Annotated in this window: 26 protein-coding genes; 19 read left to right on the plus strand and 7 right to left on the minus strand. The window is 41.0% G+C overall.

Annotated elements, in window-relative coordinates; genetic code table 11:
* Nucleotides 1-193: 193 nt before the first annotated feature.
* The 4 genes from L3D27_RS04135 to L3D27_RS04150 form a co-directional block, all read right to left on the minus strand.
* A complete protein-coding gene (locus L3D27_RS04135; protein ID WP_432481635.1) occupies nt 194-511 on the minus strand; it encodes a hypothetical protein in 318 nt (105 codons plus the stop codon).
* 56 nt (nt 512-567) lie between these two features.
* Complete coding sequence (locus L3D27_RS04140; RefSeq protein WP_432481636.1) at nt 568-753, minus strand: hypothetical protein; 186 nt, start codon at nt 751-753, stop codon at nt 568-570.
* An 827-nt stretch (nt 754-1,580) separates the two neighbouring features.
* Nucleotides 1,581-2,444 carry a hypothetical protein gene (locus L3D27_RS04145; protein ID WP_432481637.1) on the minus strand — a complete coding sequence of 288 codons (864 nt, stop codon included), beginning with the start codon at nt 2,442-2,444 and terminating at the stop codon, nt 1,581-1,583.
* A gap of 31 nt (nt 2,445-2,475) precedes the next feature.
* Nucleotides 2,476-3,216 carry a LexA family transcriptional regulator gene (locus tag L3D27_RS04150; protein WP_432481638.1) on the minus strand — a complete coding sequence of 247 codons (741 nt, stop codon included), beginning with the start codon at nt 3,214-3,216 and terminating at the stop codon, nt 2,476-2,478.
* Nucleotides 3,217-3,379: 163 nt separating this feature from the next.
* Here L3D27_RS04150 and L3D27_RS04155 point away from each other — a divergent pair, with 163 nt between their 5' ends.
* The 8 genes from L3D27_RS04155 to L3D27_RS04190 are packed head-to-tail and all read left to right on the plus strand — an operon-like array spanning nt 3,380 to nt 6,757.
* Nucleotides 3,380-3,565: a helix-turn-helix domain-containing protein gene (locus L3D27_RS04155; protein WP_432481869.1), complete on the plus strand. Its 186-nt coding sequence runs from the start codon at nt 3,380-3,382 to the stop codon at nt 3,563-3,565.
* A 43-nt stretch (nt 3,566-3,608) separates the two neighbouring features.
* On the plus strand, nt 3,609-4,097 hold the full coding sequence (locus tag L3D27_RS04160; RefSeq protein WP_432481639.1) for a hypothetical protein: 489 nt from the start codon (nt 3,609-3,611) through the stop codon (nt 4,095-4,097).
* On the plus strand, nt 4,094-4,945 hold the full coding sequence (locus L3D27_RS04165) for a replication protein (protein ID WP_432481640.1): 852 nt from the start codon (nt 4,094-4,096) through the stop codon (nt 4,943-4,945). The genes L3D27_RS04160 and L3D27_RS04165 overlap by 4 nt, the downstream gene beginning before the upstream one ends.
* Nucleotides 4,938-5,588, plus strand: a complete 651-nt coding sequence (locus tag L3D27_RS04170; protein ID WP_432481641.1) for a hypothetical protein — start codon at nt 4,938-4,940, stop codon at nt 5,586-5,588. Before L3D27_RS04165 ends, L3D27_RS04170 begins: the two co-directional genes overlap by 8 nt.
* Nucleotides 5,585-5,998: a hypothetical protein gene (locus tag L3D27_RS04175; RefSeq protein WP_432481642.1), complete on the plus strand. Its 414-nt coding sequence runs from the start codon at nt 5,585-5,587 to the stop codon at nt 5,996-5,998. Before L3D27_RS04170 ends, L3D27_RS04175 begins: the two co-directional genes overlap by 4 nt.
* Complete coding sequence (locus L3D27_RS04180) at nt 5,995-6,357, plus strand: hypothetical protein (protein WP_432481643.1); 363 nt, start codon at nt 5,995-5,997, stop codon at nt 6,355-6,357. Before L3D27_RS04175 ends, L3D27_RS04180 begins: the two co-directional genes overlap by 4 nt.
* On the plus strand, nt 6,354-6,602 hold the full coding sequence (locus L3D27_RS04185; RefSeq protein WP_432481644.1) for a hypothetical protein: 249 nt from the start codon (nt 6,354-6,356) through the stop codon (nt 6,600-6,602). Before L3D27_RS04180 ends, L3D27_RS04185 begins: the two co-directional genes overlap by 4 nt.
* A complete protein-coding gene (locus tag L3D27_RS04190) occupies nt 6,599-6,757 on the plus strand; it encodes a hypothetical protein (protein ID WP_432481645.1) in 159 nt (52 codons plus the stop codon). The genes L3D27_RS04185 and L3D27_RS04190 overlap by 4 nt, the downstream gene beginning before the upstream one ends.
* Before the next feature lie 75 nt (nt 6,758-6,832).
* On the opposite strand, the gene L3D27_RS04195 is transcribed toward L3D27_RS04190, so the two are convergent.
* Together L3D27_RS04195 and L3D27_RS04200 are read right to left on the minus strand one after the other, a co-directional pair.
* Nucleotides 6,833-7,243: a type II toxin-antitoxin system HicB family antitoxin gene (locus L3D27_RS04195; RefSeq protein ID WP_432481646.1), complete on the minus strand. Its 411-nt coding sequence runs from the start codon at nt 7,241-7,243 to the stop codon at nt 6,833-6,835.
* A gap of 49 nt (nt 7,244-7,292) precedes the next feature.
* Nucleotides 7,293-7,475, minus strand: a complete 183-nt coding sequence (locus L3D27_RS04200) for a type II toxin-antitoxin system HicA family toxin (protein ID WP_432481647.1) — start codon at nt 7,473-7,475, stop codon at nt 7,293-7,295.
* A 339-nt stretch (nt 7,476-7,814) separates the two neighbouring features.
* On the opposite strand from L3D27_RS04200, the gene L3D27_RS04205 reads away from it, so the two are divergent.
* The 10 genes from L3D27_RS04205 to L3D27_RS04250 all read left to right on the plus strand — a co-directional run bounded on the left by L3D27_RS04205 (nt 7,815) and on the right by L3D27_RS04250 (nt 11,950).
* The gene (locus tag L3D27_RS04205) at nt 7,815-8,054 is read left to right on the plus strand and encodes a hypothetical protein (RefSeq protein ID WP_432481648.1); all 240 of its coding nucleotides are present in this window, start codon (nt 7,815-7,817) and stop codon (nt 8,052-8,054) included.
* A gap of 301 nt (nt 8,055-8,355) precedes the next feature.
* On the plus strand, nt 8,356-9,135 hold the full coding sequence (locus L3D27_RS04210) for a BRO family protein (RefSeq protein WP_432481649.1): 780 nt from the start codon (nt 8,356-8,358) through the stop codon (nt 9,133-9,135).
* A 57-nt stretch (nt 9,136-9,192) separates the two neighbouring features.
* Nucleotides 9,193-9,462, plus strand: coding sequence for a hypothetical protein (locus tag L3D27_RS04215; RefSeq protein ID WP_432481650.1), 270 nt, complete (start codon nt 9,193-9,195; stop codon nt 9,460-9,462).
* A 9-nt stretch (nt 9,463-9,471) separates the two neighbouring features.
* On the plus strand, nt 9,472-9,999 hold the full coding sequence (locus L3D27_RS04220; protein WP_432481651.1) for an antA/AntB antirepressor family protein: 528 nt from the start codon (nt 9,472-9,474) through the stop codon (nt 9,997-9,999).
* Nucleotides 9,983-10,450, plus strand: a complete 468-nt coding sequence (locus L3D27_RS04225; RefSeq protein WP_432481652.1) for a hypothetical protein — start codon at nt 9,983-9,985, stop codon at nt 10,448-10,450. Before L3D27_RS04220 ends, L3D27_RS04225 begins: the two co-directional genes overlap by 17 nt.
* Nucleotides 10,447-10,635 carry a hypothetical protein gene (locus L3D27_RS04230; protein ID WP_432481653.1) on the plus strand — a complete coding sequence of 63 codons (189 nt, stop codon included), beginning with the start codon at nt 10,447-10,449 and terminating at the stop codon, nt 10,633-10,635. Before L3D27_RS04225 ends, L3D27_RS04230 begins: the two co-directional genes overlap by 4 nt.
* Complete coding sequence (locus L3D27_RS04235) at nt 10,632-10,955, plus strand: hypothetical protein (RefSeq protein WP_432481654.1); 324 nt, start codon at nt 10,632-10,634, stop codon at nt 10,953-10,955. Before L3D27_RS04230 ends, L3D27_RS04235 begins: the two co-directional genes overlap by 4 nt.
* 38 nt (nt 10,956-10,993) lie before the next feature.
* The gene (locus L3D27_RS04240) at nt 10,994-11,248 is read left to right on the plus strand and encodes a hypothetical protein (RefSeq protein WP_432481655.1); all 255 of its coding nucleotides are present in this window, start codon (nt 10,994-10,996) and stop codon (nt 11,246-11,248) included.
* 29 nt (nt 11,249-11,277) lie between these two features.
* Complete coding sequence (locus tag L3D27_RS04245) at nt 11,278-11,577, plus strand: dATP/dGTP diphosphohydrolase domain-containing protein (RefSeq protein WP_432481656.1); 300 nt, start codon at nt 11,278-11,280, stop codon at nt 11,575-11,577.
* Nucleotides 11,558-11,950 (plus strand): antiterminator Q family protein, encoded by a 393-nt coding sequence (locus L3D27_RS04250; protein ID WP_432481657.1) that lies wholly within the window; start codon nt 11,558-11,560, stop codon nt 11,948-11,950. Before L3D27_RS04245 ends, L3D27_RS04250 begins: the two co-directional genes overlap by 20 nt.
* A gap of 116 nt (nt 11,951-12,066) precedes the next feature.
* On the opposite strand, the gene L3D27_RS04255 is transcribed toward L3D27_RS04250, so the two are convergent.
* Nucleotides 12,067-12,276, minus strand: coding sequence for a hypothetical protein (locus tag L3D27_RS04255; RefSeq protein WP_432481658.1), 210 nt, complete (start codon nt 12,274-12,276; stop codon nt 12,067-12,069).
* Nucleotides 12,277-12,938: 662 nt separating this feature from the next.
* Here L3D27_RS04255 and L3D27_RS04260 point away from each other — a divergent pair.
* Entirely contained in the window at nt 12,939-13,679 is a 741-nt protein-coding gene (locus tag L3D27_RS04260; RefSeq protein WP_432481659.1) for a BRO-N domain-containing protein, read from the plus strand.
* Nucleotides 13,680-13,770: the final 91 nt, after the last annotated feature.

Below are 13,770 nucleotides of genomic sequence, written 5' to 3' on the forward strand. Positions count from 1 at the left end.
ACGGCGGAACTTATTTCCCAAAGGGTGTTGTATTAGGTTCTCTCGACCCGCCATAACTGGCAAGATGGATTTATGCGTGGGATTTGCGAACGCAAGGCATAAAAAAACCGCTAGGCTGTCGGGTGCGGATAACCGCCGAATATTTAGTAGTACGAATATACTACCATAACCCAATAGCCTTGTAAAGATTTTTTTAATACCAACCCGCCACGCTTTTACCCCATTTCAATTCATTATCAAATAGGGATTGGTAGGCGTTATAGAACTTATCGCAATCAAGCTCTTTTTTGACTTTTTCAGCCATTTCATCAGAAATGGGGTAGGGCTTATCGTTCTCATCCATTCCTTGGATATCCAAGATGATGGGCGTATATTGTAGATAGCTGTACTCACGCTCATAATCATCATCATGTACACGCTCGCACTCGTTATCCAATGTCAAAGCAAACCACAGTTCGCCAATCTCTACGGTGGCGGTGTCTTTGCCTATGCTGTAGATGTAGATGCTCATACTAAGCTCCAAAAGTTAATCCGACATTGCCCACTGAATGAATGGGCAATAGCTGATTAGCTTTGTACAAAGATTGCGTAAAATTGGTTTTCAAACTCTTTTACCAGCTCTCTAGTCCGCTTGACTAGGTCGTCTTCAACTGTTACCCAAATTACGTCATGTAGTCCGCCACGGCTTTTTTGTGCTTTGGCTGTGATGCCATGTTGTTTAAGATGGGCTTTGATTTGTCTTGCAAGGCTCATAATGCTCTCCTAAAGTTAATCCGTGATTGGCAACTGTTAAGTAATGCTTACAAGTTGCCAATGGCTGATTAACTGTTTCCAAAATGGAACAGGTTCACTCCGTTATCTGCCACGGTGGTGTGGGCTTTGTTCGTCAGATTTTAGATTTGGTTCGTCTAACTTCGTCTAAACTCCGTGATTTTCCCTGCACGGTAGGGCTTCCTGATTGTTAAATAGTTATTCAAGCGGTCATCTCGTCTTGATGTGTGTATTATGCAATATTGCATTAATAAAGTCAAGCATAATTGCATTAAAAAATGCAAAAAAAGAGAAAAAGTGCATAAACTCATGAAATTTAATGCAATTTTTCTCTAAAAAAATTAAATAAATCTGCCAAAATAGCAACCGTAAAGCACAAAAAAACCACCCGTGGAGGGTGGTTTGTGGTTAGGTAGAATTAGACTTTTATATTTTCTATAACCAAGAAAAACTTATATGTTGTGCGACAAGCAAAAATACAGGTTGTGATGACCAGTCCAATGATCAACACAAATAAAAAGTGCTTGATATAAAACAAAGAAATTAAACATAAGACAATAGACAAAAATAATAACAAGCTCAAAGCCTTGCTGCTTAACATAAGATTGTCATAATGCCCTGTTATTTTCATATTCTTAATAAGAATGTTTGAAGATAGACTGGTGAGAATTGCCAATAAAGCAAAAAGAAAACCCAAAAAAGTCCCAAATAAAGAAATAATTACCTTGGCGAAGTCCTTTTGGTCAGCTGTGGTCATTGAACAAAGGTGTGAGATTGATAAATAGCAGACAATAGCAGCCCCTAAACCGCTAATTAGCAGCCATTTGATAAGCTCTTTGTACTTTTTCAATTTCATCCAGTTTTTCTATATAGGCATGTAAAATTTTTTTATACACATCTGCGTGCTCATATTTATTCTTAGTGTAAGAGAAATTATCATCAATGTAAAGAATTTTTGTTGCAAGAAGATTGATGGGGGACAACTCCTCGCCCTCTAAAGTCTCGGCTTTTACCTCAAGTTTGGTGGCTCCCAGACCCATAATGTTAGTGACATTACTCAAAATGTCTAACAACCAACCATGCTTCTTTCGTCGATTAATCTTAACGGTTAAGTCTATCTGATCACCCCCTGATTCAGACAGTGCTTTTATGGCTTTACTACTCCACAAATCACCATCATCATAGGCGAATAAGGGAGATATGGGCATCGCATAAGACAGCTCAAACACATTTTTGTTATTAAGAAGTGCCGCGATAGATGACTGCTCCAACAGCTGAATCATACCAATTTTTCTTCCCAATAGGTAAGTTAGGCAGTTACGAAAGTGCGTATAATGGCTGGCTTGCTTATTACGAACATAGCCAATGATGTCATACTGGGGAAAGTACATAAAATGATTGACTTCAAAAATCGCCTCATTATCTGCCAAATCCAGTGGTTTGCCATCACTGCCCGCCTCTCCATATTCTATGCCATCATCTGGGCGAAGTTTGCGGAATACTCCCGCCACCCGACCACTCGAAAACGATGTTAAATGATGCACATCTCGACAATAATCCTTGGCAGGGTAAATATGAGACTGACCAACCAAAGAGTTCATAGCATCGCATAGCTTTGGAGTGCCGCCATCAACATCTGTATAATAAATTTTATAAAATTCTATTGTTGCCATATTGTCTCCTTATCCCAATTCTTTATTTCTCTTACCACACCACCAAGCTAGACCAATTCCAGACCCAGCCAATGATTTCAATATGCTCATTATCCAGTTCATCGCCTGTGATGACTTCGTCTGTGTATCGCTCATTATGACTGCGGATAACCAGACCGCCGTCAGGGCGTGGTATCAGATACTTGACACGGAGCATATTACCATGACGAAATGCGTAGATTTTGCCTTCTCGTATGTCCTTTTTGCTTGTATCAATGGCAATCATTGAACCATTTAGTATCAGCTCCTCCATGCTATCACCGACCAGCGTTGTACATATCACTTTGCTAGGATTTGCCCCTGCACGTCTGGCGGCGGTGTAGGCATATCTTATCTTACGCCGACCATCATCATAGACATCAGCCTCAAAGCCGCTACCGCCTAAAAACTCGGTATCTTTGTAAAAAGATACTTCAAATTCATCATCTTGGAGCGGCGTTTCACTATCCCAAAAGCCCATCTGTTGAGTATCGCTTTCGTTGATTTGGTTTTCACGAATAGGCAGACTCATCTCATTGCTTAAATCTTTGTATCGTAAATCAGCAACACCTACACCAAAGAAATCTGCATATTGCTGTAATACGCTATCCCTCGGGTTTTTTGTATCGCCCTTTAAAATTCTACTTGTGGTGCTTTGTGTGATGCCTGACTTATCTTGCAGTCCATTTGCGTTTAGCCCTTTTTTAGACATTAAAAATTCAAGGTTTTTGGCAATAATTGAAGTCTCAGACATGGCAAGTCTCCGATACAAAGTATGTATCTACATTATAACAAAAAGAATGCAAAAACGCATTATTCTAACAAAAAATATATTGCATTAAAAATTCATTGATTTTAATGCAATATAGCATTATAATATGGGCTTTAATGCAATTATGAGAATTATTATGCAAGCAATGCAAATTTTACAGAAGCTCAAAGCGGAATATGGGATAAATCCGACGCAAGTCGCAAAGCGGACTGGTATCACGCAATCCACAGTTCAGCGAATCTATACGGGTCAGACTAAGGACTGCCGCTCAAGCAACTATCACAAGATTAAAGATTTGTACGAAGAAACAAAAACCCCTAGCACGAACTAGGGGGCGATGTCCATTGTCGTTTAACTTATAAGGAACAAACTAAATGAACGAATCCATTATACAGCAAAATCACGGCAATATCAAGCCGACACATCGTGTTGATTTACCCTGCAAACACGAGAAAGCCAAGCGTAACCAAGAGCTAAACGCAGAGATTGAAGCGTATATAGCGAGTGGCGGCAAGATTACCGTACTTGATAGCTCAGAACCAAAGCCACGCCCACCGCATAGCGTGAAAGACCATAAAACAATGGGATTGAAAAAGCCCAAGGCAAAGCCCAAGGCAGAGTCGGTTCAAAAATACGGACTATCTAGTAAGCAGTTCATGCGTCATAAGCAGTGGATTGATTACCTTAAAAGGGGTCATCTGATGAGCATTGGCGATGTTCGAGCAAGGTTTGATTTCACACAGCCAATCAGAACAGCTAAAGTCATCAACAAACGAGCAGGGCGAACAGTCATCAAGCAAATAAACGCTGTTTACATGGGCAGAATAACAACACTTTTTAAATACAACGGAGATAGCAAATGAGTAAATTTATAGCCAACAGCTTTCAGCTACCAAACGCATTCGTTGATGAGATGCTTTGCAAGCTTAGCGGCAATGCCTGCAAAATTTACTTGCTTATCGTCCGCAAAACTCGTGGTTGGCACAAAGAAGCCGACAAAATCAGTTATTCGCAAATCCAAAAAAGTACGGGTATCAATCATCGTGCAACAGTCAGCAAAGCAATCGATGAATTACTAGAAATTGGGTTAATTTCTGTTCAAAAAGGCGATGAAAGATCAATGAGCGAATACCGCTTAAATGATGATTTTTGTGGTTCAAAAAATGAACCAGATAAAAAATGCACTAGTTCAAAAAATGAACCAGCTGGTTCAAAAAATGAACAAGAAGCTGGTTCAAAAAATGAACATACAGAAATACATTATATTAAAAACACTAAAGAGAAATACAGAGAGTATGAACACACGCACCAAAATTTTCAAAATCCGAAAAATCCAATCAGCAAAAAAACACAATCGGTTGATAACGGGATTTTGGAAAAATCAAAATCAAAAACCACAAAACCAAAAATTACTTATGAACCACCAATAGATTTAAAACCAACCGAAAAACAAATTACAAAATGTTTGGAAAATGGATTAAATGCCAATGATGAATTTGATAATTTTGTTAATTGGGCATTAGCCAATGGCAAAGGGTATGCAAATTGGTCAATGGGATTTAATACTTGGATAAATAATTCAATCAAATTTAAATCAAGTAAACCACAGTCAAAAAACCGAGAAGCAGAATTTGCCGAATTAAAAAATGCTTGGGGATATGGTTTTTATGACAGAAACGAACAACAGCAAATCGGATTAACTCATGAATAATTTACCACAAATCCACATTGAAAGTCCTGCTCATTTGGTGGAAGTGATTAGCACATTAGCCACAGGCTCATTTGAAAATCGCTATGGCAGTAAACCACTAAACAGCGTAATTGCCACTTTTGGATTTGTAACCCAAGATTTAACCCAGTTGCAAATGAACATTGGCATTGCCAAGATGGTAGAAATGGGATTTTGCCCTGATGCGGCATTGTTTCGCCGTTGGTGCTTGGGGTTAAATGGTTTTGATAATTCTGATGCCATCGCCGACAGCTACATCGGCAAAAATGCAGCACTGGCAAATATCTTAGCCTGGCTTGACAATCCTAAAACCAAAATCACCCTCGCCCAAAAACAGGCTTATGATGCGGTATATCATATGTTCAGGGACATTCACAGCGATTATGACAAGAACCACGCTTACGCTGCATTCAAAGACCATTACGAATTCATCGTGCAAGCCCTTGTGAGCGATAGAAAGCCTTGCCAGTACTATGAGCCACCTGTAACGCTACAAGCACCACAGGACGCACCACAGGCTCATATAGCGGTGCCCAATGAGCGAGCCAAAGAGTTTATTGCTGGCATCTTTGGAAAAATATACAAAAATCCAAAAAATTCAAAAACCATGGGGCTTTCGGCATGATTCTAATCGGTATTGATGCAGGCGTGAATACAGGCTTTGCCAAGTCTTATGATGGGACGCTGGTTGAGGTCAAAACCTACTCAATCATCGAGGCGATGAGAGTGGCAGCATTTACCATCGGTCAGGCTAAGCGGTACGGTCATGACCTAACCATCTACATTGAAGACGCAAGAAAACGCAAATGGGTAACAGGCGGTCGTGAGAAGTTACAAGGCGTAGGTTCGGTCAAGCGTGATTGTGGGATATGGGAAGAGTTTTGTTTGTATTACGATGTGGATTTTGAATTGGTCGCACCTAAGAACAACCGCACCAAGCTGACGGCAAAGCAATTCAAAAAATTAACAGGCTGGAAACACAGAACCAATGAACACGGACGAGATGCAGCGATGCTGATTTGGGGGCGTAAATGAACTTACTTAGTCGCATGATATACAAAGGCTCAATCATCACGCCATTGGTGGGCGAGCATAGCGAAGAGAGTGTGGATAACAATGTGCAATTCACAGGCGATTTTGCCAAACCATCATTACGAGCGGTCATCTTATCAGGCAAGCATCGCTATTCATTTAACATCAAGCTAAGAGACTCACAAGGCGAGCTGTTGGAAGAGATTGATTGTGATATGCCTGACGACTATCTGACAGCTGATGAGATGCGTCAACTTGCCCAAATGTTAAGTGCCGAACAGATTAATGAATGCCAAGCAGATGTCATCAATCTAGCCAAAAGCACGATAACCATTTCACTATTACACGAGAAAAAACGATGAAATTTCAAATTCCAGAAATTCTTTGGGTAACACAAAAAGAAAAGGGCTTTGATGGGCATTGTAGAGTTACGCACATCAGCAAAAATGCTTTTATTGAGTATGCCATACAGGTGGAGGCAGGACTGTTTTACTGTTACTACGGTGGCAGATTTAAAGAGTTTAACAGCTTGGAGAATGCCAAAAAATGGGTGCAAGAGGTACATTACCCTGCACAAGTCGCTAAATACTTCAAGGTGGCAGCATGACTTGTTACTACAATCCCACCACGCATCAGACCGCCAAGGTCAATAAAGCAGACAAGGACGGTAATGTGTGGGTTGAGATAGATGGGGGAATGCCCGTAAAAATGAATTGGCATGAGTTTTTAAGAGAGTTTAACACTTTATGCACCCTTAGATGATAAGGGTAAGATTATTTAACAACTTAGAGATTTTTAGGGGGCAAAGACGGTTGATTTGACCGTCTTTGTAAAGCCTTAGATAGCAAGTTGCAAGCGTTTGCCAATCGCACTAAACGCCTTTTCTAGCATTTCTAATTTGCTGGAATGGGTCAAATCCCAAAGGCGGTCAATCTGCTTTTGATTGACCGACAGACGGCGGGCAAGCTCTGCTTTGGTAATGCCTTGTTTTAACATTTCATCGTATAGGGCAAGTTTGGTCTGCACCGATACAGGCAAATAAATGGCGTGTTCACCGTCTTGTAGTTCGCTTGGGGCGGGAATTGGCAAGCGTTTATCCATATAAAAGACAAACGCACTTTCTAGGCAGTCCACCGCCTGTGTCATTGCGTCATCTACATCATCGCCGCAGGTAATGGCTTCTGGAATATCCCGAAAACGCACCAGTAGCGTGCCGTCATCATCGGTAAAAGTGGCAGGATAGTACATAATTTTCTCCATTAGGGGGTTAAAAATACAGCTTGGCGGAAGTTGGGGCTTATAACCCCAACTGTTCTATGATGGCTTTTCGCATTCCTTCTTTCATTTCTTTGCCTTTGTGAAAGGGGTAAGTGGTGCTTTTATCGCCATAGGTGGCAAGTCTGTGTGAGCCTTTACCACGCTTTTTGTCTATTTGTACGCCTTGCTCTTTGAGCCAGCGTTCAAATTCTGTGTATTTCATAAATACTCCGCTTTGCTGTGTATGGGTGCTATCATAAGGCATTTATGTCGTATTGTCAAGACATTTTTGTCTTATTTTTAAAAATATTTTTACTTGACAAAGGGGTGATAGGTGGGCTATGATATGTGCAAGGTGTCGAAACCGAAACAACATAGCGTTGCCCCATATACGAAAATGTGGTTTTTTTGTATCTAAAATTCCTTATCGTAATCCAGTCTAGGAATTCCTAGAGTGAAAAGTTTATGTTAAGGGGGCGGAGAAATAAGGTAGCTTGCCACACGAATAATTCCGCCTGACTGAATGCAGGTTTTGAGCCGTAAACCGCCCTATGGTGCTATTATGAATGGCAATGATTTGTGTAAAAAATTCTTAGAAGCAGGTTGGTGGGGTGTACCCTGTTGGGTTAGCTTTTATAGTGAGCAAGATGCCCTAGAACGCAAAAACTGTCAATTTATTATTGAATTTGATAAAGAATTCGGTCATTTTATGGGTGATGATGTCGGTCAGTATGAATATGTAATACCATTCAATCCAAAAACCGCACAACCATATACAGAAAATGACATTCAACCCACTTAGTAAGGTGGGTTTTTTGTTGGTCGCTTCCGAGTAATCAAATTGATTACCTGAAAAAATATCCCCAAAAGCCGTTGACTTTTTGAAATAGTCTATGTAGAATAATGAACAAGGTGCTAGAAACACCAAAACAAACAGCGTTACCCTACATACGATAATGTGGTTTTTTTGTGCCTATACATTTCTGTTATGGGCAAGATGAACCTATCCGTGAGGACGGTTGCACGACTGTTTGCGTGTTTTCTACATCTTGCCCACCCCTTACTAGAAATAAGGGAAATCCAACAAACAGAGGTATAGCAAAATGCAACTCACTTTTAATCAAATCAATTTTCAGCCAATCAATAAAGCCAATCAAATTTGGCTAACCACTTCACAGCTTGCCGAAGCATTAGAATATTCTGATGTTCGTGGTATTACTAACATTTACAATCGCAAGGCTGATGAATTTTCGGACGGTATGACCGCCCTTATTGACAACCCACAAATGAAAAATGCCAAAATTCGCATTTTCTCCCTGCGTGGTTGCCATCTTATCGCAATGTTTGCTCGTACCAAAGTGGCAAAACAATTCCGCCAATGGGTGCTAGACATCTTGGATAAAGAAGTGGGCGAGCCTGTACAGGTAGAGCCAAAAATCAGCCCAGCCGAGCGTTACCAAATCCAAAAAGCCGTTAAGCAAAAATGCCTAAACAACAAAGTGCATTATCAGACCATCTATAATGCCTTGTATGATGCTTTTGGCGTGGCAAGTTATAAAGACCTATTGGCATCTGAGTTTGATAATGCGATGGCGTTTATTGAGAGTTTTTCGTTCACGCCTGCCGAAAACCAAGCCTTGTATGAAGTTCTGGCTGATAACGCCATGCACCTACGAGACTATCTAAAAATGCTAAAAGTCTTGAAGGGCTTGCCCATTGTCAGTGATAGTATGGGTCGTAACACCTTTGAGCAAGTTGTCGATAGCTACAACGCCATCATCGCCCTTGCCAATCAATTGGGGCTAACCAACCGCTATAATCAGCCGATGTTTGGTCATAACTGTATCAATTTTTATCATGGCAATGCGTTAATCACCCGATAATCCCTAAAAATCTCTAAACCTCCTTTTTTAAGGGGGTTTTTTGTTTTGGAAAATTTTATGAAAAGACTTGAAAAATTAAGAGCTTTACCGTGCTGTCAATGCCATGCACCACCACCATCACAAGCCTGTCATGCTAATTGGGGGCAGTTTGGCAAAGGTATGGGGATTAAGGCAAGCGATGACTACACAATCCCACTTTGCAACGCTTGCCATCAATGGCTTGACCAGTATCAAGAGATGGATAGGGATAAGGCAAAGGCGTGGTTTTTGGAGAAATGGGCGTTTGTGAATGGGGCATTACAGCAAAATGATGAAACAGTATTTTAAGGAGGTGTTATGTTAATTCATCAAATCAAAGTATTACAAAGCAATATTGGCAATGAAACTGTACAGACGGTGAACGCAAGAGAGTTACACAAGGCGTTGGATAATAAACGCCGATTTGCCGACTGGATTAAAGACCGTATCAATGATTATGGTTTTGTGCAAAATGTGGATTATGTTTTGATTTCACAAAATTGTGAAATCAAAGGGCGTGGTGGCGATAGACGAAGTATTGACTACCACATTACCCTTGATATGGCAAAAGAGCTATCCATGGTGGAAAAGACCGAAAAAGGCAGGCAGGCACGCCGTTATTTTATTGATTGTGAAAAGCGTGCTTATTTGACGGATTTGTCATTGATGGTGCAGATTGCTGATGTATCGGCTCAGGTGGCGAGATTGACGGATGATTTATCGGTGGCAGGTCGTGTGCTATGTCAAGGCGGTAAAGTGATTAAGCCTAGGCTGGTAAAGCAGCTAAAAGCGTTGGAAAGCCAATTACAGCCATCTTTGCCGTTCGCCAATGAAACAGCGTTTTAGAATTATTGATGATGGCATCTTGTCAAACTGCGTGGCAAGCATTTTAACAAGGAAGCAAGCAGGCGAGATTGTCAATGTCATCATTACCGATAAAGACGAGACACGCTCACAAGCTCAAAACCGCTTGTATTGGCAATGGGTGCATATCTTGGCAGATAAAAAGGGCTGGTCGGATGATGAGATGCACTTGTATCTAAAACGCAAATTTTTGGCACTGATTTTGGCAAGAGATGATGGCGAAATGTTAGAGACGATTGAAAGTCTAAAAGTCGCCAAAAATCATCTACCAGTGGTGCAATATGAACGCATTGCCCGAAGTGTGGCAGACGGCATCAGAAGTAGCAGGGTGAATACCAAGCAATTTACCGAATATTTAAACATTATTGAGCAATGGGCGTACTTACAAGGCGTGGCATTGCCAGTACCAGATGATTTAAGGTGGGTGAGATGAGTGATTTAGAGATTATTATTTGGTTGCAATGGGCGTTAATTGTACTGCTCATTGGTTTTTGTATTTATGTTTTTAATGCTTTTGTTGAATTGTCAGCGATGTTAAAAAATCGCAAGACTTATGTCATTGTTGATGGCAAAGCATACATTTTAAAAGATAACAAACTAGTGGAGATTGCGAGATGAGCCAACTTATTCAAACAACACCAACTGAATTTAGATTTGATAGTGAGCTTAAGCGTTATCTGGCTAAATTTTTTACCGACCGAGAACTTACCCACCGAAATATAGCTGATGCGCTTGGCTGGGATGTTTGCAAGGTCAGTGGGTATCGTAGCGACAGATGTAGATTAACCAATGATGACGCCAAAACACTATCCAACTATTTAAACTCATTGGGTGGAGATACCACACCCGAGCAATTAATCAAAATGCAAAAAACTGGCGTGTATGTTGATTTGGTGGAAGTTGATAGGAATTTCCGAAATCTTTTTGGATTGGAGTGAGTAGAATGAGATCGATACTAAGAATCTTAACAATATTTGTGAATGTATTTCTTGTGTGGTTAATTTATAACGACCTATCAGGATTGTTTGATTTGCCAAAAGTTAGTTACCCATTGGCTGTGATGTTATATATGACAATCTTTGCCTTTACCGTTCTTTTTCTGCTAAGCACAACAACACGCAAGAAAATTTCAGAACTTAGCGATGAAGAGCTGAATTTGACGGCGCTGGTGCGAGTTACTTTATTGATTTTTTGTGTAGTGGTTTACTTTATTGCCAGGGCGTTTGTGTAGGAGATTGAGAAGTGAAAGATGGTTTATTTATGAATGGGAAAAAACACGACCAAGCCAAGCCCAGATTTAGCCTGCTACCGTCCGCCCCTTTGTGGCAGGTGGTAGAAGTGTTGGAGTTCGGTGCGAATAAATACGGAGCTGATAACTGGCGTCATGTACCCAATGCCCGTGAGCGGTATTTTAACGCCGCTCACCGCCATCTAAATGCGTGGTGGGCAGGCGAGAAAGTGGATAGTGAAAGTGGATTACCGCACCTTGCTCACGCTGTTTGCTGTCTTTTGTTTTTGATGTGGTTTGATGGGGTGGACGATGCGAAACCTAATTCGTGAATGGGGAATCTGGTCAAGGCACAACGGCTATGAGACGCACAACACGCCCCTATTAGCCTTTATGCGTGCCAATGGTGCAGTAAGCTATGGTAGCTATAATGAGCCGAACATCACAGATGAAGAAGCCTTGGCGGTGGATAAGGCGGTGTGTCAGCTTAAGTGTGAGTTTGTGGTATTGTACAATGTGCTATTTGCCTATTATGTGCTGGGTTGGTCGTACCGTCAAATATCAAGACGGTATCTGACACCACTTGAATATCCGCATCAGGTGGGCATGGATGATAGTGATATTAGAAAGCGGTTTGTACATCATTCGGCGGTGGCAAGAATGCTTGATGAGGCAGAGCGCATTGTTTATCAAAATATTCATTGATAAAAAACAGCTAGACAACCTAAAAAATATCGCCCTTGCCGTCTTTGCCTCCAATGCGATTAGTGCTTGGATAAATAAGATTAAATGACCTTGACAAGGTGTGGGGAGTGCACCAATCAAGCCCCTTGTTCTAAGCGTTTGGCATACTCAATAATCGCCGCCTTAATCGCCCCTGCTCGGTTGCCGCCATGATGGGCTTTGATGAGTTGTAGAGCGTCATAGGCTTCTGTGTCGTATTGCCCTAGTAGCACACGCACATCTTCTAGGGCTTTGGCAGTGTTTTTTTTGACGGCTTTGATTTGAGCGTGTGATGTCTTAATTGTCATAAAATACCCCTTGATTTTTTCAAATTAAATGGCATAATAAAGATAAGGAGTGGTTAAGGGTTAGCCCCCTAACCAAACCCCCAGTAGTTGCCGCTACTTTCGGGTTACCTGTTTAATACGCTGGTGTAGCGATTAAGAGCAGGATTATTAGGGCGATGATTTTGACTAGTGTGGTCATCGTCCAACTCCTTATGTTTACCGCTAGTGCTAGTCACTAGCACCTACCTAGCAACCCTTGCTAGATGTGCCTATTATATATTGACTTAGATAATTTGTCAATATATAATTTAAAAAAATCCGCTCATTATTTGGGTGGATTTTTTTTATTTGACAAATGGCGAATGATGGGTTATGATGATTGCACATCGGCAAAATCCGATGTCAGACTTGGCGGTCTGAATTATCAACTAGAGCAATAATCCGCTCTTTGAAGTTTGAAGAAAGCGGTTTTTTTGTTATACAAGCTCACAAAAAAAGGGTGTACCAAATTGTTACCCCCTTTATCAAAGGATAAAATCCTGATATGGTAGAGCTTGTAGGGACTTCGCAAGAAGTGCTGTTTACTAGTTGGAACAGTCCGCCAACCCTGCAAGCCCTACCACCCTAAACTTGGCGGTTTACTGTGGTAGGTTAATTTAAACTTATCAACTAGGAAACCGACTATGTCAAATTTAATTACCCAACTCAATTTTCAATCAAGCCAAAATGTTCGCATTGCGATTGATGAAAACAAGCAACCTTGGTTTATGGCTAAAGATGTTTGTAACATCTTGGGCTATGAAAATCCACGCAGAACAATTGATTTGCATTGCAAAGAAAATGGCATTCAAAAAATCCCAACACCAACTAAAGGTGGTCTGCAAAATTTGTCATATATCAATCAACCTAATTTATTGCGTTTGATTGTCAAAAGTCGCAAGCCTGAAGCTCAAAAATTTGAAGAGTGGGTCTTTGAAGAAGTTTTGCCAACCATTCTAAAAACAGGCACCTACACCACCCCCACCGTCCAATCCAACCAACTTTCCGACAAAGACTGGACAAACTTAAAACATCTGGTATGGCTATGCGAGAATAATTTTCATTTTAAAAAATCAGCAAGCCACGCCATTTGGGCACGCCTGCGTGCGGTAACAGGGGTCAAAAGCCCAGCCAAATTTAGCCGTGAACATTTACCCATTATTGCCACCGAGCTTGAACGCATTTTTAGAATGAGTGAGCAGTATGCACGCACGATACAAGCCACCGAACGGCTGATTATCCGTAATGTGCTAAAATATGGCGATGATGAGCCGATGGATTTTTTCTTGGCTGAAATGGTAGAAAAAGCCACCGACTACAACCAAGCCAAAGCCGAGCGGTTGCCTGCGTTTTTTGGCAAAGAATTGTTAGAATTGGTTGCCTAACCACAATCTTAAAAAACACCCTACACGGTTTTGACTGTGTAGGGTATTTGTGCTTGCCGTCGTAGCCAAAAAATAGCTAAAAAAACCCTTG

It is taken from the genome of Moraxella sp. ZY200743 (genome assembly GCF_050885545.1).
GTDB classification, from domain to species: domain Bacteria; phylum Pseudomonadota; class Gammaproteobacteria; order Pseudomonadales; family Moraxellaceae; genus Moraxella; species Moraxella haemolytica.

Coding starts and splice junctions, on each gene's coding strand:
- L3D27_RS04135 (WP_432481635.1), bottom strand. CDS start 511: ATGAGCATCTACATCTACAGCATAGGCAAAGACACCGCCACCGTAGAG.
- L3D27_RS04140 (WP_432481636.1), bottom strand. CDS start 753: ATGAGCCTTGCAAGACAAATCAAAGCCCATCTTAAACAACATGGCATC.
- L3D27_RS04145 (WP_432481637.1), bottom strand. CDS start 2,444: ATGGCAACAATAGAATTTTATAAAATTTATTATACAGATGTTGATGGC.
- L3D27_RS04150 (WP_432481638.1), bottom strand. CDS start 3,216: ATGTCTGAGACTTCAATTATTGCCAAAAACCTTGAATTTTTAATGTCT.
- L3D27_RS04155 (WP_432481869.1), top strand. CDS start 3,380: ATGCAAATTTTACAGAAGCTCAAAGCGGAATATGGGATAAATCCGACG.
- L3D27_RS04160 (WP_432481639.1), top strand. CDS start 3,609: ATGAACGAATCCATTATACAGCAAAATCACGGCAATATCAAGCCGACA.
- L3D27_RS04165 (WP_432481640.1), top strand. CDS start 4,094: ATGAGTAAATTTATAGCCAACAGCTTTCAGCTACCAAACGCATTCGTT.
- L3D27_RS04170 (WP_432481641.1), top strand. CDS start 4,938: ATGAATAATTTACCACAAATCCACATTGAAAGTCCTGCTCATTTGGTG.
- L3D27_RS04175 (WP_432481642.1), top strand. CDS start 5,585: ATGATTCTAATCGGTATTGATGCAGGCGTGAATACAGGCTTTGCCAAG.
- L3D27_RS04180 (WP_432481643.1), top strand. CDS start 5,995: ATGAACTTACTTAGTCGCATGATATACAAAGGCTCAATCATCACGCCA.
- L3D27_RS04185 (WP_432481644.1), top strand. CDS start 6,354: ATGAAATTTCAAATTCCAGAAATTCTTTGGGTAACACAAAAAGAAAAG.
- L3D27_RS04190 (WP_432481645.1), top strand. CDS start 6,599: ATGACTTGTTACTACAATCCCACCACGCATCAGACCGCCAAGGTCAAT.
- L3D27_RS04195 (WP_432481646.1), bottom strand. CDS start 7,243: ATGTACTATCCTGCCACTTTTACCGATGATGACGGCACGCTACTGGTG.
- L3D27_RS04200 (WP_432481647.1), bottom strand. CDS start 7,475: ATGAAATACACAGAATTTGAACGCTGGCTCAAAGAGCAAGGCGTACAA.
- L3D27_RS04205 (WP_432481648.1), top strand. CDS start 7,815: ATGAATGGCAATGATTTGTGTAAAAAATTCTTAGAAGCAGGTTGGTGG.
- L3D27_RS04210 (WP_432481649.1), top strand. CDS start 8,356: ATGCAACTCACTTTTAATCAAATCAATTTTCAGCCAATCAATAAAGCC.
- L3D27_RS04215 (WP_432481650.1), top strand. CDS start 9,193: ATGAAAAGACTTGAAAAATTAAGAGCTTTACCGTGCTGTCAATGCCAT.
- L3D27_RS04220 (WP_432481651.1), top strand. CDS start 9,472: ATGTTAATTCATCAAATCAAAGTATTACAAAGCAATATTGGCAATGAA.
- L3D27_RS04225 (WP_432481652.1), top strand. CDS start 9,983: ATGAAACAGCGTTTTAGAATTATTGATGATGGCATCTTGTCAAACTGC.
- L3D27_RS04230 (WP_432481653.1), top strand. CDS start 10,447: ATGAGTGATTTAGAGATTATTATTTGGTTGCAATGGGCGTTAATTGTA.
- L3D27_RS04235 (WP_432481654.1), top strand. CDS start 10,632: ATGAGCCAACTTATTCAAACAACACCAACTGAATTTAGATTTGATAGT.
- L3D27_RS04245 (WP_432481656.1), top strand. CDS start 11,278: ATGAATGGGAAAAAACACGACCAAGCCAAGCCCAGATTTAGCCTGCTA.
- L3D27_RS04250 (WP_432481657.1), top strand. CDS start 11,558: ATGCGAAACCTAATTCGTGAATGGGGAATCTGGTCAAGGCACAACGGC.
- L3D27_RS04255 (WP_432481658.1), bottom strand. CDS start 12,276: ATGACAATTAAGACATCACACGCTCAAATCAAAGCCGTCAAAAAAAAC.
- L3D27_RS04260 (WP_432481659.1), top strand. CDS start 12,939: ATGTCAAATTTAATTACCCAACTCAATTTTCAATCAAGCCAAAATGTT.